The organism is Lacrimispora brassicae, from assembly GCF_054772055.1.
In genome coordinates, this window is the sequence record NZ_BRYH01000003.1 from 245,117 (window position 1) to 266,851 (window position 21,735).

At 46.7% G+C, this 21,735-nt stretch carries 23 protein-coding genes; 20 read left to right on the forward strand and 3 right to left on the reverse strand.

Annotated features, from left to right (window positions below):
- Positions 1 to 69 precede the first annotated feature (69 nt).
- Genes ACYVD3_RS02465 through agaB form a run of 3 tightly spaced genes read right to left on the reverse strand, consistent with a single transcriptional unit; the run spans position 70 to position 2,167 of the window.
- Positions 70 to 861, reverse strand: a complete 792-nt coding sequence (locus ACYVD3_RS02465; protein WP_460640921.1) for a PTS system mannose/fructose/sorbose family transporter subunit IID — start codon at positions 859 to 861, stop codon at positions 70 to 72.
- Positions 848 to 1,630 (reverse strand): PTS mannose/fructose/sorbose/N-acetylgalactosamine transporter subunit IIC, encoded by a 783-nt coding sequence (locus ACYVD3_RS02470; RefSeq protein WP_460640922.1) that lies wholly within the window; start codon positions 1,628 to 1,630, stop codon positions 848 to 850. The genes ACYVD3_RS02465 and ACYVD3_RS02470 overlap by 14 nt, the downstream gene beginning before the upstream one ends.
- Before the next feature lie 60 nt (positions 1,631 to 1,690).
- Positions 1,691 to 2,167 carry a PTS galactosamine transporter subunit IIB gene (gene agaB / locus ACYVD3_RS02475; protein WP_460640923.1) on the reverse strand — a complete coding sequence of 159 codons (477 nt, stop codon included), beginning with the start codon at positions 2,165 to 2,167 and terminating at the stop codon, positions 1,691 to 1,693.
- Between the two features lie 258 nt (positions 2,168 to 2,425).
- Here agaB and ACYVD3_RS02480 point away from each other — a divergent pair, with 258 nt between their 5' ends.
- The 20 genes from ACYVD3_RS02480 (at position 2,426) to eutJ (ending at position 21,724) form a co-directional block, all read left to right on the forward strand.
- Entirely contained in the window at positions 2,426 to 3,535 is a 1,110-nt protein-coding gene (locus ACYVD3_RS02480) for an SIS domain-containing protein (RefSeq protein ID WP_460640924.1), read from the forward strand.
- Positions 3,522 to 4,241: a deoxyribose-phosphate aldolase gene (gene deoC, locus ACYVD3_RS02485; RefSeq protein WP_460640925.1), complete on the forward strand. Its 720-nt coding sequence runs from the start codon at positions 3,522 to 3,524 to the stop codon at positions 4,239 to 4,241. Before ACYVD3_RS02480 ends, deoC begins: the two co-directional genes overlap by 14 nt.
- A gap of 203 nt (positions 4,242 to 4,444) precedes the next feature.
- Positions 4,445 to 6,640: a YhgE/Pip family protein gene (locus ACYVD3_RS02490; RefSeq protein WP_460640926.1), complete on the forward strand. Its 2,196-nt coding sequence runs from the start codon at positions 4,445 to 4,447 to the stop codon at positions 6,638 to 6,640.
- Positions 6,597 to 7,787 (forward strand): hypothetical protein, encoded by a 1,191-nt coding sequence (locus ACYVD3_RS02495; RefSeq protein WP_460640927.1) that lies wholly within the window; start codon positions 6,597 to 6,599, stop codon positions 7,785 to 7,787. Before ACYVD3_RS02490 ends, ACYVD3_RS02495 begins: the two co-directional genes overlap by 44 nt.
- A gap of 254 nt (positions 7,788 to 8,041) precedes the next feature.
- Positions 8,042 to 8,398 (forward strand): thioredoxin, encoded by a 357-nt coding sequence (trxA, locus tag ACYVD3_RS02500; protein WP_460641032.1) that lies wholly within the window; start codon positions 8,042 to 8,044, stop codon positions 8,396 to 8,398.
- A 301-nt stretch (positions 8,399 to 8,699) separates the two neighbouring features.
- Positions 8,700 to 9,533, forward strand: a complete 834-nt coding sequence (locus ACYVD3_RS02505) for a MerR family transcriptional regulator (RefSeq protein ID WP_460640928.1) — start codon at positions 8,700 to 8,702, stop codon at positions 9,531 to 9,533.
- Between the two features lie 368 nt (positions 9,534 to 9,901).
- Positions 9,902 to 10,876, forward strand: a complete 975-nt coding sequence (locus ACYVD3_RS02510) for a DMT family transporter (RefSeq protein ID WP_460640929.1) — start codon at positions 9,902 to 9,904, stop codon at positions 10,874 to 10,876.
- Complete coding sequence (eutM, locus tag ACYVD3_RS02515; RefSeq protein WP_158417209.1) at positions 10,866 to 11,156, forward strand: ethanolamine utilization microcompartment protein EutM; 291 nt, start codon at positions 10,866 to 10,868, stop codon at positions 11,154 to 11,156. The genes ACYVD3_RS02510 and eutM overlap by 11 nt, the downstream gene beginning before the upstream one ends.
- Positions 11,156 to 12,154, forward strand: a complete 999-nt coding sequence (locus tag ACYVD3_RS02520; protein ID WP_460640930.1) for a DMT family transporter — start codon at positions 11,156 to 11,158, stop codon at positions 12,152 to 12,154. Before eutM ends, ACYVD3_RS02520 begins: the two co-directional genes overlap by 1 nt.
- 4 nt (positions 12,155 to 12,158) lie before the next feature.
- Positions 12,159 to 12,440 (forward strand): hypothetical protein, encoded by a 282-nt coding sequence (locus ACYVD3_RS02525; RefSeq protein WP_460640931.1) that lies wholly within the window; start codon positions 12,159 to 12,161, stop codon positions 12,438 to 12,440.
- Positions 12,441 to 12,460: 20 nt separating this feature from the next.
- The gene (locus tag ACYVD3_RS02530; RefSeq protein ID WP_460640932.1) at positions 12,461 to 12,757 is read left to right on the forward strand and encodes a BMC domain-containing protein; all 297 of its coding nucleotides are present in this window, start codon (positions 12,461 to 12,463) and stop codon (positions 12,755 to 12,757) included.
- Positions 12,758 to 12,774: 17 nt separating this feature from the next.
- Positions 12,775 to 13,083, forward strand: a complete 309-nt coding sequence (locus ACYVD3_RS02535) for a BMC domain-containing protein (protein WP_460640933.1) — start codon at positions 12,775 to 12,777, stop codon at positions 13,081 to 13,083.
- A 30-nt stretch (positions 13,084 to 13,113) separates the two neighbouring features.
- A complete protein-coding gene (locus ACYVD3_RS02540; RefSeq protein WP_460640934.1) occupies positions 13,114 to 14,610 on the forward strand; it encodes an aldehyde dehydrogenase family protein in 1,497 nt (498 codons plus the stop codon).
- 103 nt (positions 14,611 to 14,713) lie between these two features.
- Complete coding sequence (cutC, locus tag ACYVD3_RS02545) at positions 14,714 to 17,257, forward strand: choline trimethylamine-lyase (RefSeq protein ID WP_460641033.1); 2,544 nt, start codon at positions 14,714 to 14,716, stop codon at positions 17,255 to 17,257.
- Positions 17,258 to 17,279: 22 nt separating this feature from the next.
- The gene (gene cutD, locus ACYVD3_RS02550) at positions 17,280 to 18,233 is read left to right on the forward strand and encodes a choline TMA-lyase-activating enzyme (protein WP_460640935.1); all 954 of its coding nucleotides are present in this window, start codon (positions 17,280 to 17,282) and stop codon (positions 18,231 to 18,233) included.
- Between the two features lie 25 nt (positions 18,234 to 18,258).
- The gene (locus ACYVD3_RS02555; RefSeq protein ID WP_460641034.1) at positions 18,259 to 18,588 is read left to right on the forward strand and encodes a BMC domain-containing protein; all 330 of its coding nucleotides are present in this window, start codon (positions 18,259 to 18,261) and stop codon (positions 18,586 to 18,588) included.
- On the forward strand, positions 18,585 to 19,016 hold the full coding sequence (locus ACYVD3_RS02560) for a EutP/PduV family microcompartment system protein (RefSeq protein WP_460640936.1): 432 nt from the start codon (positions 18,585 to 18,587) through the stop codon (positions 19,014 to 19,016). Before ACYVD3_RS02555 ends, ACYVD3_RS02560 begins: the two co-directional genes overlap by 4 nt.
- A gap of 127 nt (positions 19,017 to 19,143) precedes the next feature.
- Entirely contained in the window at positions 19,144 to 20,280 is a 1,137-nt protein-coding gene (locus ACYVD3_RS02565; RefSeq protein ID WP_460640937.1) for a 1-propanol dehydrogenase PduQ, read from the forward strand.
- Positions 20,280 to 20,897, forward strand: coding sequence for a hypothetical protein (locus tag ACYVD3_RS02570; protein WP_460640938.1), 618 nt, complete (start codon positions 20,280 to 20,282; stop codon positions 20,895 to 20,897). Before ACYVD3_RS02565 ends, ACYVD3_RS02570 begins: the two co-directional genes overlap by 1 nt.
- On the forward strand, positions 20,879 to 21,724 hold the full coding sequence (gene eutJ / locus ACYVD3_RS02575) for an ethanolamine utilization protein EutJ (RefSeq protein ID WP_460640939.1): 846 nt from the start codon (positions 20,879 to 20,881) through the stop codon (positions 21,722 to 21,724). The genes ACYVD3_RS02570 and eutJ overlap by 19 nt, the downstream gene beginning before the upstream one ends.
- Positions 21,725 to 21,735 lie beyond the last annotated feature (11 nt).

A 21,735-nucleotide genomic window follows, 5' to 3' on the forward strand; every position in this document is an offset into this window, starting at 1 on the left:
AGATAGGAAAATTCTTCCTGATCTTCCTGTACGGCCCCCGGCAGAATTCTATATGATTCCTTCCGTGAGTTACATGATTTTAAAGAAAGACAATACGATTGATACAAGTATAATGAAAATAATCAGCATCAGCGTATTAACATGTTTTTTCTTAAACAGCCAGTAAAGGGTGAATACAAACCCAAGAGGCAGTATGTTGGGCATAATGGAATCGAAGATCGCCTGTATGGATACACCGCCGGGAGCTACCAGCGTTTCAGCAAAATGGAGAGATACGTAGCTTGGTACCAGCCCGCCTACGACCATCATGCCCAGGATACCGGCCGCCTTTGTAATGGCGCTGGCATTGGAGCTGATTAAGTCAACGGCGCCCACGCCCATGTTATATCCCATGCGGCCGAACCACAGTCTTGATATGGCGCCTAAAAACCAGATGGCAATATAAAGGATGGGACCAAGTACAGAGCCGCCGCTGGCAAGGGAACAGCAGATCGCCGCTGATATGGGAAGCAGGGTAAACCAGAAAATAGCATCTCCCAGTCCTGCCAGGGGGCCGAACAAGCCGGTTTTAATGTTCTTGATCAGAGCCCTGTCCTGCCCGTTTTCTTCCAGGGAAAGGACAAGTCCCTGAAGGAAGGTGGCCATATGAGGTTCGGTGTTGATAAAGTCCATGTTATTTTTCATGGCATCTGCGATTTCTTCCTTCTGGTTGCCGTAAATCTTTTTTAATCCGGGAAGCAAACCAAGGCAGAAGCCGGGGGCCTGCATGCGTTCAAAGCTGAAGCAGGACTGTTCCAATATGGAAAGCAGGCTCATCTGGTTGACATCTTTTTTCGTCAATTTATTTCTAGATACCGTCATCGTCAGCACCTCCTACAGTTATGGCGTTCTTTTTGATATTTTCATCATTGAGATAGCCAATGAAAGCAACAGCGATTCCTGCAATAGCTACGGGAAGGATATTGCCCAGCTTTAAGAATGTCATCATTAAAAAGCCTATAAAAAGATATGCCACGTTCTGCTTCTTAAGCATGACAACTAATAACAGGGTAAGACCGACTGCAGGAAGCAGGCCGCCGGATATTTCGAAACCGTGGATCAGCCATTCCGGGAACATGTTGACAAATCCTGCGATCTGGGTCTGGAGAGCAAATGCGGACAGAAAGGTGATCAGAGCGTAGATACCTGCTTTTATTACGATTCCCAGGATAACGATCTGTGTAAATTTCTTTGTGTCTGCATTTTCACATGCATGATCCAGAGGACGTAAAAAACCTGCAAAGGTTGTGTTGCAGATAATTCCCACCCACTGCGCCAGCAAAGCAAAGGGCAATGATAGTCCCAGAGCCGTTTCCACGCTCTGGCCGGTGGTGAATGCAATGACTGTTGTCATCATACCTGCCATAAGGGGATCAGGCGGAACCGTACCGCCTACGGTCAGCAGTCCCAGATAAGAAAGTTCTGCAACGGCACCGGCGGCTAAGCCAACCTGCACATCGCCGAGAATGATTCCGGCGAAGAATGCGACAACGATGGGGCGGAACCAGAAAAATGCTTCCCAGCAGGCATCACAGGCACAGATAAAGGCCAGTAAGGCCAGCAAAATCCCCTGGATTAAAGTGATTTGCATAAAAAACCCTCCTTTTTATTATGAACCGCAGGTTTTTCCTGCGGTTTTCATCACGAGCTTTTACTTTATCTCAAAATCATGCTTCTTATCCCCAGGGGCGATCTGGATATACACATCGATCCCTTTCCCCCGGATCATTCTCAAATCCTCTAAATCCTGTTCTCCCACATATACGTGAGGTTCATTGGACACCTTTTTTCCAGGAGCCACATGCATGTTTCCGATGCAGAGCTTATCAATGGGGACCCCGCCCTCCACCAGGACTCTGGCTGCCTGGGGATTTCGTACTACAATAAATATCTTCTGGCTTGGAGCTGCTTTATGAATGACCTCAATGGTCTTTTGAAGGGTGAAGAACCGGATCCCTACTCCGGTAGAATCTGCGGTCATCTTCATGAGAGATTGCTGGACCGGATCGCCGGCAGCCTCGTCATCTGCCACTACGATCAGGTTGCATCCGATGGCTCCCACCCAGGAGCATCCCACCTGGCCATGTACCAGCCGGTTGTCAATTCTTGTTAATAGAATGTTGGGCATATGTTTGTCACTCCTTTTTAAATTTTGTATCCCTCTGATATTTTGTGCTTTTTTTAAAATTTTCACTCCCATTTATAAAAAAAGTATAAATAATGTATAAATAAATCATAGTCTCATGGAGAAAGTTTGTCAATATGTAATTACAAATATTTGTATCTTTTTAATACATTATTGACTATAATTAGGGATATGATATAATTATTGCACAAAACACCTTCTGTCTCATTTTTACTAAAACAAAAAAGGAGCGGTAACAAAATGAATGAAAGAATCAAAGAAACAATGATGACGTATGTGGAGGAGTCTCCTGAGGTAATGCTTAGAAATATTAGAAGCCGGAAAGAGCTGACGGCCCCCCTGATTGCAGAATATGAAAAGGGGGATTACGAAAGCATCTGGATCGTGGCGTCCGGCTCCTCCTACAATGGTTCATACTGCGCCCGCCAGTTTATGAGGAAGTATTTAAAGTCGGAAGTAAAGATCGTATCACCTTTTACCTTTCTTACCAGTGAACATGACTTTAGTGACAGGGATTTTGTTTTTGTGGTTTCCCAAAGCGGATACAGCACCAATTCCATTGATGCCCTGAATATGATCCGTGAACAGGGACGTGTTCCCATAGGGATTACAGGAAGTATTTCCAGTGATTTGAAGGATTATGCGGATGTGCTGATCGATTATGGGGTCGGAGTGGAAACCGTAGGATATGTGACAAAGGGTGTGACATCCTTTGCATTGTTTCTGATGTTATTCACTCTTGAGGCGGCCGTAAGAAAAGGTCTGATGAATGAGGAAGAGGCTGAGGCAGTGTGCCGTGATATGGAAAAGGCCGTCGGGATCCATGAGACAGTACAAAAGGAAACCATGAAATTCTACCAAGACCATTATAAGGAATTCACTTCCATGACAAACGCTTATGTGTGCGGATGCGGAGCCAATTACGGCACGGCTCTGGAAGGGGCCTTAAAGATCGGAGAAACCGTAAAGATCCCCTCTGTTGCGTATGAATCTGAGGAATTTCTCCATGGGCCGAATCTTCAGATGACCCCTGGCTACACGGTATTTCTCATTGATGGAGGAAACAGCAGCAGCCGGATCCAGACCATCTTTAAGGCGTGCCGGGAGGTGACCGGCAGATCGTTCCTCATAACCAATCAGCCTGGCTGCACCGGGGAAGGGATCTTAAACCTTTCCTTTGAGCTTCCTGAGCTGCTGACTCCGCTGTGCTTCCTGCCGTTTTTCCAGATCCTTGCTTATCAGGCGACCACAGCCTTAAACCGCTGGAAGCAGCATCCTTTATTAAAGAAAATGAAAGATACTGCCGCATGCAAGACGGAAAATTATGAGAATGAGGATGATGATGATTAAAGCTGCAAAGGAGACGGTTATGGGGAATATTCAGATCAGCCAGGAAGAGCTGGCCGCTTATTTTGACCACACCCAGTTAAGAGCCTGGGCCACCCATGAGGATTTTGTAACGCTTTGTGAGGAAAGCATGGAATATGGCTTTAAAATGGTAGCCATTAACCCGGCACAGGTAGTCCGCTGCCGGAAGCTGTTAAAAGGAAGCCCTGTCCATGTGGGCGCTGCCATTGGGTTCCCTTTGGGGCAGACCACCATAGAAGATAAGGTGAATGAGACCAGGACCGCCATTTTAAACGGGTCCCATGAGATCGACTACGTGATCAACATTACTGAAATGAAGGAGAAAAATTACAGCTTTATAGAGAAGGAAATGGCAGAAATCACGGAAGTGTGCAGAAAAAACAAGGTAATATCAAAGGTGATTTTTGAAAACTGCTATTTGACGGATCAGGAGAAGGAGGAGCTGTGCCGGATTGCTTTAAACGTGCGTCCCGATTTTATCAAGACTTCCACCGGCTTTGGGACAGGCGGAGCTACTTATGAAGATGTGGCACTGATGAAGCGGATGGTGGGGGAGGAAATTAAGATTAAGGCGGCAGGAGGAGTAAGGAACCTGGATACAGCCTTAAAGATGATAGAGCTTGGAGTCAGCAGGATCGGTTCCACGGCAAGTGTTTCCATTATGGAAGAGCTAAAGAACCGTATGTAGACTAAATGCCCCTTGAAAAGTATTTTTATATCAAAATGTGAAAAGCTGTTAAGTGACTGAATGTATTTTAATACAAAGAGTCCCTTAGCAGCTTTTTTGCGCTCTTTGAAAAGATATTGGATATCAGGCATTGCATTTGGCGCTGGAAAATATTATAATACGGAAATGCTAAATCTGAAAGCCGATATACCAAGGAGGCACACATGGTACATATTAAAAACATAATAAAAATTTTTGCCGGTGATTTAAAGCGCATTGCATTTAATCCGGTGGCCCTTATTATCTCACTGGGTCTCATGCTGATTCCGGCCTTATACGCATGGTTTAACATCGCTGCAGGCTGGGATCCTTATGCCAATACAAAGGGACTTAAGGTTGCGGTTGTGAACCAGGATGAAGGAGCTTCCATTGACAGTATATTTGACGCGGATATTGATGATTCTGCCATTAATATCGGTGAAATGATCCTGGATGAGCTGAGAAAAAATGAGCAGATCGGATGGCAGTTTGTCAACAAGGAAGAGGCCATTGATGGAGTGGAATCCGGGAAATATTATGCGGCTGTCATCGTTCCGGAGGACTTCAGCCAGAAAATCTCAAGCGTCCTGACTTCTCACATTGAGCGCCCGGTGCTTCAGTATTATGTAAATGAGAAGAAAAATGCCATTGCCACAAAGATCACCGGCAAAGGCGTAGAGAGCGTACAGCAGCAGATCAATGAGACTTTTATCAATTCCACCTCAAAGGTGGTTGGAAAGATCCTGAACAAATATTCCGCCGACTGGGATACAGACAAGGAAACGGACAGGAACGATGCCGTCAGCTCTCTTACAAAGGTTAAAGGGGATTTGAATCAGTTGGTGGATACCATCACCATGCTTCAGTCCACCCTTCGCACCGTCAACAGCTTAAACGACGGAATGAAGGGGACTCTTCCTGATGTGAGCAAAATGATTGATTCAGGCGGAAAAACAGCCGAAAGCGCAAAAACCCTGATTGATTCCTCCAGAGGGTTTTCCGATACAATGACCGGAGGCCTTAAGGATACCCTGGATAATATCATGGAGATAGAAGAATCGGTGTACGAATCCTTTCAGGTGATCGGCAGGCTTACGGATACGTCTGCGGATGGGGTTTTGGACGCACTAAAAGCCATGGAAAATCTGGTTTCAGGGAGCATCAGCCAGTGCAACAGCGTAAGCCGGATTTTAGGGGAGATCAACCAGAAGCTGCCCATTCCCTTAAAAGAAGTAACAGACCTTCAGCAGCAGCTTTCCGATACGGTTAAGCAGCAGCAGGATCTGGTCAAAAAGCTGCAGACGGCCCAGCAGACCGTGAAACAGACAAAAAAGCTGCCGGATAACATGAAGGAAGACATCGGGAATTCTCTTGATACGGCTTACAATTCCATATCAGGCATACTTGATTTTTATAACGGCAAGGTGGAGATCCCCTTAAAGGACGGCCTTGATAAGACCTATGATACCCTGGGAGCCACTGCAGGGGCTTTGGACAGCATTGGAAGCATGGTGGAACAGATCGATACCACCCTTAACAGCGTAACAGCTTCATCCCAGAGCCTGATCCAGGCTTTGGACAGCGCCGTCAGCCTGATGAACAGAAGTCAGGAACGGGTGGATGATATGATTGACGATGTGAATAAGCTGGCAGATAATAAGCAGTTGAAGAAAATCATGGACATCATGAAAAATGATCCGGAGCAGCTTAGTGATTTCCTCAAGATGCCTACGGATATGGTTACCAACAAGGTCTACCCGGTAGAAAATTATGGTTCTGCCATGGCTCCTTTCTATACCATTCTGGCCATTTGGGTAGGGGGACTTATTTTGGTGGCACTGGTAAAATGCAAGGTGGAAGAGAGCAGGTCTCAGGGGCTTAAGCTGTATGAAACTTATTTTGGAAGGTATCTCACCTTTATGCTGTTTGGAATCGCTCAGGCCCTGGTAGTGTCCCTGGGAGATTTATATATGCTGAAGATCCAGTGCCTTTATCCGGGAAGATTTGTGCTGGCAGCCGTTGTCGCCAGCATTGTATTCACCAATATCATTTATGCCATGACAGTTTCCTTTGGAGACGTGGGCAAAGCTATTGTTGTTGTCTTTATGGTCATTCAGGTAGCAGGCTCCGGCGGCACCTTTCCCATACAGGTGACTCCACGGTTTTTCCAGATCGTGAACCCTCTGCTCCCCTTTACCCATCTCATAAATGCCATGAGAGAGTGTGTAGGCGGAATTTATGAGGATGCTTATTGGAGGGATATACGAAACGTGCTGGTCTATATTCCCATATCACTGCTGATCGGGATCGTATTGCGGAAGAAGGTGTTAAAACTGAATGAATTTTTTGAAGAAAAACTCAGCCAGACAGGAATTATGTAAGAAAAAGCAGGAAAAAAAGCCCTTGGGAATGAAACAGCGGCTGACGTGGATCGGCGCATTGACACTGCTGTTTGTTGTTTTTGGAGCACTGGCATGGCGCTGCCTTCCTATGCATTATGCCAGATTTTACTTGACCCGTTCGGCATTGCAGACCAGGGGACGGTTAATGGATCTATGGGGCAAGGACCTGGAAGGGAAAGGGGCTGAGGAAACTTCTCTAAAACTGGTGGCAGATGAAGTGGAATGGAACGGTCATTCGGTACTGGTGCTTCCGGGAGGGTTTGGCATCTCCTGGAAGGAACAAAGGAATGAGGAAAACACCTTTGCCCAGGGAAACCTTGACGTGTATTTTCTGGGAGCCATAAGAGACGGGATCCATTACTGGGCGGACAGGGAGAATGCGGTGATCTCCGTACCGGGAATTACAGGGGCATCCATAAGGACCAGCCAGGAAGAATTGAAAAAGTCCGTGGGATTTTCCATTGTCCCGGAAGACAGAGTCAAGTTAAAGGACCGGATGAAAACCTTAAAAAAAGATACGGTCCACATGATGAACCAAAGCGGCATGGAATTTATGGGAAGGGATAAGAATGGCGTGACAATTAAGGCCTTGGTTCCCTCCGGCCTTTTTGATGCTTATTTAGGTGAAATCGGAGAACTCCTTGAGGAAGGCCCTGGAAAGGATATGAAAGAATGGGGGCAGATGCTGAAGGAATGGAAAACCCAGGGAGACACACAGGAGATTTTGTTTACCATTGATAAACAGCTACATATAACGGAAATACGCATAGAGGGCCTGGCTGATATGAGCCTGCTTCTGGAGCCTCATGAAGGGCTGTCAATGAATGGTTGGGTAAGTCTCCAGGGAAGGGAGCTTGGTGTTAGTTCAAGGGTCTATTTCGGCAATGGCCAGGAAGGAAAGAGGGCTTTCCAGATACCGGAACTTAACATCACTTATCATAATGAAAGGTTCCGCCTGGGACTGAAGCTCAGCGGCGGCTATGAGGGCGGTAAAATTTCTTCTGAGACGTTGGAATATGGGAAGCTGTCCGAAACCGGGGAAGAATCAGCCGGTGACGGACTGCAGGAGCTTAAGGCGGAATTTCTGAAAAGAGCCGGACAGTTGGGCCTGGACTTTTATAAGTAAATAAAAAAATCTATTGACAAATACAACTGTAACTTTTATAATAACAGTAAAGGTACTGAAACTTCTAAGGTTACAGTTTCCCCCTGGCAATAATCCAAAAACGGGGATATTTAAGGCAATAATGATAAAACTATAAAAAGAAGTCTGTTAGCTGGAAACAATTGCAAAGGATGGACAGTTCATTATATGATGCACCGGCATATCCGGGATCAAGGGAAATGCTGTGAATAATGAATAAATGGCGCTTTTTGTGAATACACAAAGAGCAGGTTAAGAAGGAGGAACATAATATGGCAGTAATAACATTGACACAGGAAAATTTTGAAACGGAAGTAGCAAAGAGCAGCGGCATTGCGCTGGTGGATTTCTGGGCGACCTGGTGCGGTCCCTGCAAGATGTTTGCACCTGTAATAGACGAAATTGCAGAAGGAAACCTTCCCGATGTAAAGGTGGGAAAGGTGGACGTAGACCAGCATCCGGATCTGGCAGGCCAGTTTAAGGTTATGAGCATTCCCACGCTTGTGCTTTTCAAGGATGGCAAGGCAGCAGCCACTTCCGTAGGAGTGAAATCCAAGAAAGAAGTTTTGGAAATGATTGAAAAGTTAAGATAAAGGTGCAGGAACAGACCACGGGGCATCCGGATAATCGGAAAAGCCGGTGGTCTTTTTTTGCATATTTGTATAATGAAACCGTGCTCCGGCTGCCATGTCTGCTTTCCAGATTCGTTGTTCCAGATTTTTACTGCTTTCGGATGACGTCATTTTCGTATATTATAGATTACATAAGTAGTTGTTGACATTCCCCTATACAGGAAGGATTATACTAAGTTCATCAGTACAAAGAAGCTCATAAATGAAACGTTAATCTAACAATGAACACTTAGACAAAGGAATATACTTATGGGGGTTTCTAATGGAAGAAAAAAATTTATACTCAATTGGGGAAGTGAGTAAGCTCTGTAACATTTCAACAAAAGCCTTGCGGTTTTATGATAAAATCGGGATTATATCTCCTGATATGATCTGTAAGGAAAACAGCTATCGGTATTATAACAAAGAAACGCTTCTGACTGTTCCTATTGTGAAATATTACAAACAAATGGGATTTAAACTGGAAGAGATGCAGGGCCTGGTGGAAGGCAATACTTATTATTACCTGGAGCAGAATTTCCGCAACAAGATTGACCAGCTACGCCTTCAGGAGCAGCAGATCCATAACAGCTATATTGCAGTTAAAGACTGGTATGAACTGATACAGGAAGCCAGACTGGTGCTCCAGAATGATGTTAATGAGATTTCCGTAAAGTATATACAGCCTGTGACTTATTGCGGTATGGAACAGGATTTTGACTACAATTATATGGAATCCATCATCAATATAGAATGGACCAACCATCTGGAATCAGCGGAGAATGAAATCACAGGGCCGGTAATTTTAAAGTTTGAATCATTTGAGGAAAAGATGACAGGCAGGTGCCGCCGTACCAAGATCATGCAGCAGGCCATCCATCCATGCAAGGACTGCTTAAACCGGCAGACCTATGGAGGGTTTATGGCTGCATCGGTTTATCATATCGGTAAACATGAGACCATTGATGAAGAGTATAAGAGAATACTTAATTGGGCGGTTAAAAAAGGCTATAAATGCGGGAAAGAAAGCTTTGAACGGTATGTGGTGGATTACTGGACCACCAGAAATCCGGCTGAGTTTGTTTCAGAGGTAATTGTTCCGATATACAGAGAATAAGGGAGCATGTTGAATCCGCCGGCCCCCTGGTACAGCAGCCTTTCGGGATGCTGTACCAGGGGGTCTTTTTTGTTTCCTGTGATGTGGCCAGATATGGCGCCCAAAACAGGAATCAGTAAAACTGTACTTAAAGCTATTATTTGCTCCCAATATTTGGAGCATAAAAAAGTTTAAAAACCGGTTGACATTCCCCATAGGGGGAAGATTTATACTAAATGCATAGAAAAACACAAAGCGTTTCCATAAAATTTGTAACTTTAACTGGCGTGATGTGTTTTCTGACGTTTTCAGCTGAACGTAAAGAAAAAAGCAGAGAAACAGGCTAACTTGAATTTTGTGCAGTATTCAAATCGGGAAGGAAAACTTAGATGACGGAAGCACGAAAAAAATTTAAAGCAATTGGCATTACAACAGGCTTATTATCCGGTCTTATGTATGGGTTATATACCACATTCGTTTTGATCGCCGGTTATTACAAGCCCCTTGCCGGAGCAGTAGGATTGTTTGCTGTTCCCTATGTAGCCTCAGGCCTGAATGATTTATTTGCAGGCATCTGGCTGACCGTTTATAACGTAAAGACCGGAAGGATCCGGGAAATCGGAAGAAGCTTAAGCCTGTTCCCGGGAAAAATCATCCTGATCGGCTCCCTGGTGGGCGGACCCATAGCAAGCGGTGCTTACCTTATGGGACTTGCCATGGCAGGAGCTTACGCCATACCGATCTCCGCCATGTACATTCTCTTTGGAGCATTGTTCGCAAGGATTTTCCTGAAACAGAAAATCGTTCCAAGGGTCGGCATGGGAATGTTGATCTGTGTGGTGGGGGCCATTGTCATTAACTGGGTGAGGCCGGAAGGCAGCACTAATTTTACCCTTGGGATCATCTGCGCCTTTGTTGCGGCCATTGGCTGGGCTCTGGAAGGTGTATTTGCGGCTTACGGAAGCGCCATGCTGGATACCGATGTGGTGATCAACATTCGCCAGCTTTTATCCGGTATTGTAGATTTATTTGTTATTCTGCCGTTGGTAGGAGGCATGGGACTTTTAAAAGGAACCCTTTTCTCTCTGCCCCCGGTCATGTGGCTGCTGGTCTCCGGACTTTGCGCCGCAGTATCCTACTTATGCTGGTATAAATCCAACAGTATGGTAGGTTGCGCTATGGGAATGTCACTGAATATTACCTACGCGTTCTGGGGCGTGCTGTTCTGTATCCTGTTTTTAAAACAGCCTGTGACCCCGACCATAATCATTGGTTCCATTATTATCATTCTGGGCGCGGTTTTAGTATCCGTAGACCCATTTGAATTGCTCATGAAAAAGGAGGAAGTAAACAATGAAATTTGATGCATTAGGAATGATCGAGACAAAGGGCCTGATCGGTTCTATTGAAGCTGCAGATGCAATGGTGAAGGCAGCAAACGTAACTCTGGTAGGAAAAGAATTTGTCGGCGGCGGTCTTGTTACCGTTATGGTAAGAGGCGACGTAGGGGCTGTAAAGGCAGCCACTGATGCAGGGGCGGCTGCAGCCCAGAGAGTTGGAGAACTGGTTTCTGTTCACGTAATCCCTCGTCCACACGCTGAGGTTGAAATCATTCTTCCAAAAGATAAAAAGGAGTGTAAATAATGAGTAACCAAGGAATGACATCTGCATCCGCGGATGCAAAAATGGCGGCGGTCAACAAAAAATTCAGGACAACCGGAATGACAACCGGTGCATTATCCGGACTTACATACGGTATCTATACCGTGCTTGTGCTGGTGGCCGGATATTATGAACCTCTTGCCAGTGCGGCAGGACTTTTGGCAGGACCATACGTGTGCTCCGGCTTAAACGACCTTTTCGCAGGAATCTGGCTGACTGCTTATAATGCAAAAAGCGGCCGTATCCGTGAGATGGGAAGAAGCCTTAATACATTCCCTGGTAAAATGATCGTCATCGGATCCCTTCTTGGAGGTCCCATTGCCAATGGTGCTTATCTTGTAGGCCTTGCCATGGCAGGTGCCTATGCGATTCCGATTTCCGCATTATGCAGTTTGTTCGGAGCAATTTTTGCATGGATCTTTTTAAAACAGAAAATCACCAAGAGAGTTATGGTGGGTATGCTGGTATGCGTAGCCGGAGCCATCATCATCAACTGGACCAAGCCGGAAGGCAGCGATAACTTTACACTGGGAATTATTTTCTCCTTTATTGCAGCCATTTGCTGGGCCCTGGAAGGGGTATTCGCCACTTACGGCGGAGCCATGATCGATACCGATGTGGCAGTAAACTTACGCCAGCTTATTTCCGGTGTTGTGGATTTATTCGTAATCCTGCCCATCGTTGGAGGCATGGGACTTCTGGGCGGAACCCTTTTCGCAGGAATTCCAGCCATCTGGCTTGCAGTAGCCGGCTTAAGTGCAGCAGTGTCCTTCCTTTGCTGGTATAAGAGCAATTCCACCGTTGGATGCGCTGTGGGAATGTCCTTAAATGTAACCTATGCGTTCTGGGGAGTTTTCTTCTGTATCCTGTTTTTGGGACAGGCAGTGACCCCTACGATTGTAATCGGTTCTCTTGTAATCGTATTTGGTGCCATTGTGGTAACCATGAATCCACTGGATTTATTTAGGAAAGGGGAATAAAGAAATGTTATTACCTGCAAGAACAGCGGTTTTGAATTATTTATACGGGGTAAAAAATGCGGACATCGGCCAGATCATGGAGGCTTTAAAGCCCCTTTACGGCGGAGAACGCCAGTTTACAAAAGATCGTTATTTGGATCATGTCATGTCATTGGAAGCAAACGGTATGGTCAGCTTATGCAACTATGATCTGGATCAGAACGGGGAATTGCGTATGTGCTACGAAATCAACGATGACGGAAGAAGCGCGGTTGACAAATATGTGGATAAGAAATACCGCAAATAAAAAAGAGGAGGTTTACAAAGGTGAGATATTACGGTGAGGAAGCCTTAGGGCTGGTAGAGACTGTTGGACTGGTTCCTGCACTGGAAGCAGCAGACAAAATGCTCAAGGCAGCAGATGTAGAATTGATTTCCTATGAAAACGTAGGTTCCACCCTGGTGACCATTATGGTAAAGGGTGATGTGGCAGCGGTACGTTCCTCCGTAGAGGCAGGTGCAGAAGCAGCGGCAGCCATTGGCAAGATGACAGCGAAGAACGTGATGCCAAGACCGATCAAAGAGGTCGGGGACATTGTATCCGTGCACGATATTGACGCATAGAGAGAGGAAAACAGGATATGGAAAGATATGAAGCCATAGGTGCAATAGAAACATTTGGTCTGGTATTTGTTCTGGAAGCGGCTGATGCAATGTGCAAAGCGGCTGATGTGGAACTGGTGGGATATGAAAATGTAGCTTCCGGTTATATCTCTGTTCTGGTACGGGGAGATGTGGGAGCCTGCAAGACGGCTGTAGAAGCGGGAATCAAGGCGGTAAAGGATATGGGAGCGGAAGTTTACAGCTCAATCGTCATTCCAAGACCTCATCCCCATCTTGAAAAAATCATCAGACGATATGCCTTAGTAACTGCTCCTGTACAGGAATAGCAGGCATCCCGGATGAAGGGAGAATAGGAAATGAGTTTTGTAGATAAAGATCTGCTCTCCATACAGGAGGCAAGGATTTTAATGGAAAGTGCACGGGAAGCCAGAAAGACCATGCTCACCTTTCCCCAGGAAAAGCTTGATCTCATTACCGGCACCCTGGCTGGGGCGGCAAAGGAAATGGCGGAGGAGCTGGCGGTCATGTCCGCGGAAGAAACCGGATATGGACGTTTCCAGGACAAGTACGTGAAAAACACCTTTGTCTGCAATTTCCTGCCGGAACGTTTAAAGGATATGAGGTGCGTCGGCATCTTGGAAGAAGACTCCCGGTTAAAGACCATGACGGTAGGCGTTCCTGTGGGCGTGATTGCCGCCCTGACACCGGCAGTGAGCCCGGTTTCCACTGCGATTTACAACGTACTGATCGCCGTTAAGTCCGGCAATCCCATTGTGATCGCTCCCCATGAAAGGGCAAGGAAGGTAACGGGCAGGCTCCTTGACCGGCTCATGGAAGCAGGAAAATCCTGTGGACTTCCGGAAGGAGCCATCGGGTATTTAAAGACAGTGACAAGGGCGGGAGCCCTGGAGCTGATCCGTCACCCGGCAGCGGCCATGGTGGTCAACACCGGAGTGCCGGAGCTGTGCCGGGAGGCGGCAGAAAGCGGAAAACCTTATATTTACGGCGGTACGGGAAACGGACCGGTCTTTGTGGAACGGACTGCCGATGTAAGGCAGGCGGTAGAGGATATCATTGCCAGCCGCACCTTTGATTACGGCATCGTGTCTGCGGCCGAGCAGTATATGGTGGTGGACAGCCTCATTGCAGCAGAAGTAAAGGCCGAAATGTTAAAGAACGGCGCCTACTTCATGAATGAGGAAGAGGAGAAAAAGCTGACCCAGCTCCTCTGCCTGGAAAGCGGGAAGGCGGATACGGAAATTATGGGCAGACCGGCAGCAGAACTTGCGGTCAGGGCAGGTTTTGCTGTGCCGGAGTCCACAACAGTGCTGGTTTCGGAGCAAAAGTATATTTCTGACAGGAATCCATTTGCAAAAGAACTTTTGTGCCCTGTATTGGCCTATTACATCGAAAATGACTGGATGTATGCCTGTGAGAAATGCATGAGCCTTCTGGTTAATGAAAGCCATGGACACACCCTGGTGATCCATTCCAGGGATGAGGAAGTAATACGCCAGTTCGCTTTAAAGAAGCCGGTGGGCAGAGTTCTTGTCAATACCCCCGCCACTTTGGGCAGCATGGGAGCCACCACCAACCTGTTTCCGGCCATGACCTTAGGAAGCATTACGGCTGGTGCCGGAATCACGGCGGACAACGTTTCCCCCATGAATTTCATCTACATACGGAACGTGGGATATGGAGTCCGGGACGCGAAGGAATTCCTTGGGGCAACAGAGAAAGCTTCAGGCGGATATGAGAAAGCTCCTGAGACAAAGGGGAACTGCGAAGATGCAAAAGCGCTTCTGAAGCAGATTTTAGAAGCCTTGTCCAAAGAGCTGGATGATAAGTGTTGAAAGAAAAGCGTCTTTCAACCTTGAATTTGTGAATCAACTGGATATGCAAGCATATCCGCTTGATTCATTAGGCGGCAAATAATTGAAAGAGAGGGAAATCAGATTGGATATTCGTGAATTTTCAAATAAATTTGTGGAAGCAACGAAGAACATGACACCGGAAGAAAGAGCTTCTCTGATGAAAATGTTTGAAACTGTTTCTGATGAAATCAACAAAAAAGAGCCTGCTCCTCAGGCTGCAGCATGCTGCACGGAAGGAGCGGAAATACCGGAGGGGATTACTCCAAGACTTCAGAAATTAAAGGAAAATTATTTAAAACATAAACCATCCATCACAACATACCGTGCACGGGCCATTACCAAGATCGCAAAAGAAAATCCTGGTATGCCAAAGATCATGCTTCGTGCAAAATGTTTCCGTTACTGCTGTGAAACAGCACCCCTTGTAATTCAGGACAACGAGCTCATCGTAGGTGCTCCCTGCGGCGCTCCCCGTGCAGGTGCGTTCTCTCCGGATATCGCATGGAGATGGATGGTGGATGAGATCGATACCATCGGAACACGCCCTCAGGATCCATTTTATATTTCCGATGAAGACAAGAAAATCATGAAAGAAGAGCTGTTCCCCTACTGGGCAGGCAAATCAGTAGATGAGTATTGTGAGGATCAGTACCGTGAGGCAGGCGTATGGGAATTGTCAGGAGAATCCTTTGTATCTGACTGCTCCTACCATGCCATCAATGGTGGCGGAGATTCCAACCCCGGCTATGATGTGATCCTTATGAAGAAGGGCATGCTGGATATTCAGCAGGAAGCCAAGGATCATTTAGAAGAACTGAAATATGAGAACCCTGATGATATTGAGAAGATTTATTTCTACAAATCCATTATCGATACAACAGAAGGGGTTATGATCTACGCAAAAAGACTTTCCGAGTATGCAGCGGAGCTTGCAGCAAAGGAAACCAATCCAAAGCGTAAGGCAGAACTGTTAAAGATTTCTGAAGTTAATGCTTACGTTCCTGCTCACAAGCCAAGAACCTTCTGGGAAGCCATTCAGGCTGTATGGACCATCGAATCTCTCCTTGTAGTAGAAGAGAATCAGACCGGTATGTCCATCGGACGTGTGGATCAGTATATGTATCCGTTCTACAAAGATGATATTGAATCCGGACGTATAAATGATTATCAGGCATTTGAGCTTGCCGGCTGTATGCTGATCAAGATGTCTGAGATGATGTGGATCACCAGCGAAGGCGGTTCCAAATTCTTCGCAGGCTACCAGCCATTCGTAAACATGTGTGTCGGCGGCGTGACCCGCAGCGGACACGATGCAACCAATGATTTGACTTACTTACTTATGGATGCAGTCCGTCATGTAAAGATTTACCAGCCGTCTCTTGCATGCCGTATCCACAACAAGTCCCCGAAAAAGTACATGAAAAAGATCGTAGATGTGGTTCGTTCCGGTATGGGATTCCCGGCATGCCATTTTGACGATGCCCATATTAAGATGATGCTTGCAAAAGGCGTATCCATTGAAGACGCACGTGATTACTGTCTGATGGGTTGTGTAGAACCTCAGAAATCAGGACGTCTGTATCAGTGGACCTCCACTGCTTATACCCAGTGGCCAATCTGTATTGAGCTTGTGTTAAACAAAGGAGTTCCCTTATGGTATGGCAAGCAGGTTTGCCCGGATATGGGTGACTTAAACAACTTCAAAACTTACGAAGAGTTTGAAGCGGCTGTAAAAGAAGAGATCAAATATATTACAAAGTGGACTGATGTTGCCACCGTAATTTCCCAGCGGATTCACAGAGACTTAGCTCCAAAGCCACTCATGTCCATCATGTACGAAGGCTGTATGGAAAAGGCCAAGGATGTATCCGCAGGCGGCGCAATGTACAACTTCGGACCTGGTGTTGTATGGTCAGGACTTGCTACTTATGCAGATTCCATGGCAGCGATCAAGAAGCTGGTATTTGATGACAAGAAATATACTCTGGAGCAGTTGAACGAAGCGTTAAAGGCTGACTTTGCAGGCTGTGATCAGATCCGCACCGATTGCCTCAATGCACCAAAATACGGAAATGACGATGATTATGCAGATTTAATTGCTGCAGATCTGGTTGATTTTACAGAGCATGAGCACAGAAAATATAAGACCTTATACTCAGTTTTAAGCCATGGTACCTTATCCATTTCCAACAATACCCCATTTGGTCAGTTGACAGGCGCTTCCGCCAACGGCCGCCAGGCATGGCTGCCCCTGTCAGACGGCATCAGTCCAACCCAGGGTGCTGATTTCAAAGGCCCGACCGCTATCATCAAGTCCGTATCCAAGTTGTCCAATGACAGCATGAACATCGGTATGGTTCATAACTTTAAGATCATGGCAGGACTTCTGGATACACCGGAAGGGGAAGAGAGCCTTATCACCCTGCTTCGTACCGCTTGTATGTTCGGTAACGGCGAGATGCAGTTTAACTACTTAGACAACAATACTCTGATCGAAGCACAGAAGCATCCGGAGCTGTACCGCGACTTAATCGTCCGCGTAGCCGGTTACAGCGCATTCTTTGTAGAGTTATGCAAGGATGTACAGGATGAGATCATAAGCAGAACCATGCTGACACATTTCTAAAAGAAAACGGAGAACAATCACAATGGACCATGGAATGACAGGAGAGATTGAACGTAAAGCGTTTATCTTTAACGTGCAGAAGTACAACATGTATGACGGGCCGGGAATCAGAACCCTGGTATTCTTTAAAGGCTGTCCCCTCCGGTGTAAATGGTGCTCCAATCCAGAAGGAATGGTGCGGAAATTCCAGGTGATGTATAAGCAAAATTCCTGTATGAACTGCGGGGCGTGCGCTGGTGTGTGCCCCGTAGGAATCCATGTGATGTCCAAAGAGACGGGAAAGCATGAAATCCAGCGGGAAAAGGATTGCATTGGATGCATGAAATGTAAAAATGTCTGCCCCAATGCAGCGCTGACCATTGCCGGAGAGGTTAAGTCCATTTCAGAACTGCTTAAGATTGTAGAAGAGGACGCAGCCTTTTATGATATTTCAGGCGGCGGCGTGACCCTTGGCGGCGGCGAAGTGACTGCCCAGCCGGAAGCAGCTTTAAATCTGCTAATGGCCTGCAAGCAGGAAGGGATCAACACAGCCATTGAGACTTGCGGTTATACAAAAACAGAAACCATTTTAAAAATAGCGGAGTATGTGGACTTATTCCTGTTTGATATCAAGCATATGGACCCAGTCCGCCACAATGATCTGGTAGGTGTGAACAATGAACAGATCCTGACTAATCTTAAGGAGCTGCTTCACCGCCGTTACAATGTGAAGGTCCGCATGCCCATGTTAAAGGGAATCAACGACAGCCGGAAAGAGATTGATGATGTCATTAAATTCCTGATGCCCTTCCGTGATTATAAAAATTTTAAGGGAATTGATTTACTTCCATACCATAAGCTGGGCGTCAACAAATACAATCAGCTTGACATGGAGTACCCCATAGAAGGTGATCCAAGCCTAAGCGCAGAGGATTTAGACCGGATTGAAGGGTGGATGAAGGAATATCAGTTCCCAGTCACTGTGGTGAAGCACTAAGAAAGGGGAAGAGACTGTGATTGAGATGCAGCGAGTCATAGAGGAGTCCGTTCCGGGCAAGCAGGTGACCATAGCCCATGTGATCGCATCTCCCATACGGGAGGTGTATGAATGCCTTGGCATTGATGAAATGGGAGCCATCGGAATTCTCACCCTTTCCCCCTTTGAAACCTCCATCATTGCGGCGGACATTGCGGCAAAGGCAGCAGATGTTGAAATTGGATTCTTAGACCGTTTCACAGGCTCTGTGATCATTGCAGGGGATGTGGACAGTGTGGAAACCGCTTTGACTGCGGTATGTGACACCTTAAAACGCGGGCTGGGCTATATGGTGCCTGCGGTAACAAAAACATGAGAAAAAAAAGAATCATGATCATCGGTCCCTGCGGCAGCGGGAAAACTTCCCTGGCAAATGCCATAAACGGTTTTACCGGTCCAGCCAGGAGAACCCAGAACATGGTATATGGGGAAAAAACACTGGATGTGCCGGGGGCTTACTTAGAAAGTCCCTGGATGCACAAACATATCATTGCGGCGGCACAGGATGCCTCCCATGTACTGATGCTGGTAGACCAGCCATCATGCCGGGAAAGTTACCCCCCTGGCTTTGCGAAAGCCTTCCGGGTTCCAGTGATCGGCGTGATTACGGGAAACGGAGAAAAACCGGAAAATGATGGCTGGTGTACCCGTCAGTTAAAAAAAACCGGGGTCCGGGAACCTTATTACCATATCAATCTGTCTGAAAAGACAGGTCTTCATGAATTAATGGAAGTATTAAAATAAAAGGAAATACCCTGCGGGTATACCTTTATGCCCAAAGAACGTGGGCAAATTAAGAAGAAACACCCTGCGGGCATACCTCTATGCCCAGAGAACGTGGGCAAATATAAGGAAAGGAGGGAAATGTAACGTGGAGCAATTTGTAATGAATACAAAGATATATATGGGATCTTCCTGTCTGGACAAGATAAAGGAACTTCCCGTGACAAAGGCTTATATTATCTGTGACCCCTTTATGGCCCAGTCCGGAAAGGTGGATTTGATCACAGAGCTTTTGCAGGAAAAGGGGAGCAGCTATGAAGTGTTTTCTGAAGTAGTGCCCGATCCCACCATTGAAGTGGTCTCAAAGGCCATCGGCAAAATGAAGTGCTTTGGCCCGGATGCAGTGATTGCCTTTGGCGGCGGCTCTGCCATTGATACGGCAAAGGCTGCAAGCCACATCTACAGTCAGATGGGTAATGAGAAACTGTTTTTGATCGCAGTTCCCACAACCAGCGGTACCGGCAGTGAAGTCACCAGTTTTTCCGTGATCTCCGACCCTCAGGCCCAGACCAAATACCCCCTGCGTTCCCAACACATGGTGCCGGATGTGGCTTTTCTTGATCCCCGCTTTACGGTGTCGGTTCCGCCTCACATTACGGCGGATACAGGAATGGATGTTCTGACCCATGCCCTGGAGGCCTATGTTTCAACCAATGCAGGTGATTTTACCGATGCCTGTGCAGAAAAGGCCGTGAGACTGGTGTGGAAATACTTAACGCGTACCGTTGAAGAAGGAAGTGACATGGAAGCCAGAACTCACATGCACAATGCATCCTGTCTGGCCGGAGTCGCGTTTAACGGAGCTTCTTTAGGGCTTTGCCACAGTATGGCTCATGCCCTGGGAGCACGGTTTCACATTCCTCACGGAAGAAGCAATGCCATCCTGCTTCCTCATGTCATCAGCTACAATGCCGGACTGGAAGACGCCGGCGAACAGAGAGCCTGCGGCAGGTATGTGGCAATCGCCAATATGCTTGGAATTGCAGCCGGAACGGATAAGGCCACGGTACACGGCCTGGTGCGTCACATTAAGAATCTGATGAACAAGATTAAGATACCTCAGCAGATTACTGATTTAAAAGTTGATAAAGATGAATTTGAACAGGCTGTACGGGAAATGGCGGAAAAAGCCCTGGCTGACAGCTGCACATTGACCAACCCAAGAGTGCCTGCGGTAGAAGAGATTGAAGCCATCTATGGGAAACTGTGTAAGGGGGGCTATTAATGAAATTCATCACGGAAGACGATTTGAGGATTTTATTCAAAAGACAACCCTTTACCTCTTATGATCTCCCTGTGGGAACCAGACTGACACCCGGAGCGCGCCAGTTCCTGGTGGATAAGAAGATTCCCATAAGTGACGATCCCATGTTGGTAAAACAAAAAAGTGTAAAGCCTGCTGAGAAAAAAGAAGAAGCACCGGAAAAAGAAATCTGCCGGGATCGTTTCTTATTAAAAAAGAAGACGCTTCAGGCACAGTTTTTGGAAGTGGGCCTTGAACTGTTAAGCCTGGACGTACTGTTGGCAGAAGAAGTATTTGGCCTGGAACGAAAACTCTCCAATCTGGGGAAAGAGGGCCGGGAAGAAGAATCCGGGTTTAAGCCCTGCACCGGATTTCATGAGAATAGCTTAAATGAGCACTCAGAGGATTGCTTTGAAATAACAGGCTTTCATGCACAGTCAGAAAAGGGGAAAGAAATCGTTCTTCTGCACCGCCTGCGCTGCAGCACAAGAGAGCTGGCGGCTGAAGCAGATCGCGAAAACCTAAATCCCGTCATCAACCGCTTATCGCAGATGATATGTCTGGAATATGGAGGAAAAACATGTCAAAGGAAGAAATAACATTTGATGGCTGCAATGAGCTGGTGAGCCAGTTTGAAGCAGTTGTTAAGCAGCCCGTAAAGGGTGGCTCCTCTGTTTACTATACCGGAGTCGATCTGGGAACGGCGTGTGTGGTACTGGCTGTTTTAGATGAGAATTACAAACCTGTGGCAGGCGCTTACCGGTATGCGGATGTGGTCCGGGATGGAATGGTGGTGGATTACATCGGTGCCATCCGGATTGTACGGGAGCTGAAGGACGAGCTGGAGGAAAAGCTGGGTACAGAACTATATTTTGCGGCTGCAGCCATACCTCCGGGTACGGATTCCCTGGACGGAGGAGCCATCAAAAACGTGGTACAGGGCGCTGGATTTGAGATCACAGCCCTTCTCGATGAACCTACGGCGGCAAACGCAGTTTTAAAAATAAAGAACGGTGCAGTCGTTGACATCGGAGGAGGCACCACCGGAATCTCCATTCTAAAGGATGGAAAGGTGGTGTATGTAGCGGATGAACCCACAGGAGGGACTCATTTCTCCCTGGTGATCTCCGGTGCTTATCAAATGTCCTTTCAGGAGGCGGAGGCTTATAAGAGAAAGGAAGAAAACCATAAAGAACTGCTTCCGGTTTTAAAACCGGTTGTGGAGAAGGTGGCTTCCATCATAAGCCATCATATTAAAGGGCACGATGTACAGGAAATCTATCTGGTAGGCGGGACCTGCTGCCTCACCGGGCTTGAAGCAATCATTGAAAAACAGACGGGAATCAGGACGCGGAAACCTGAGAACCCAATGTTTGTAACTCCTCTTGGAATCGCATTTTCCTGTACGCAGGAAGAGCAGGCATAAAGGATGTGGAC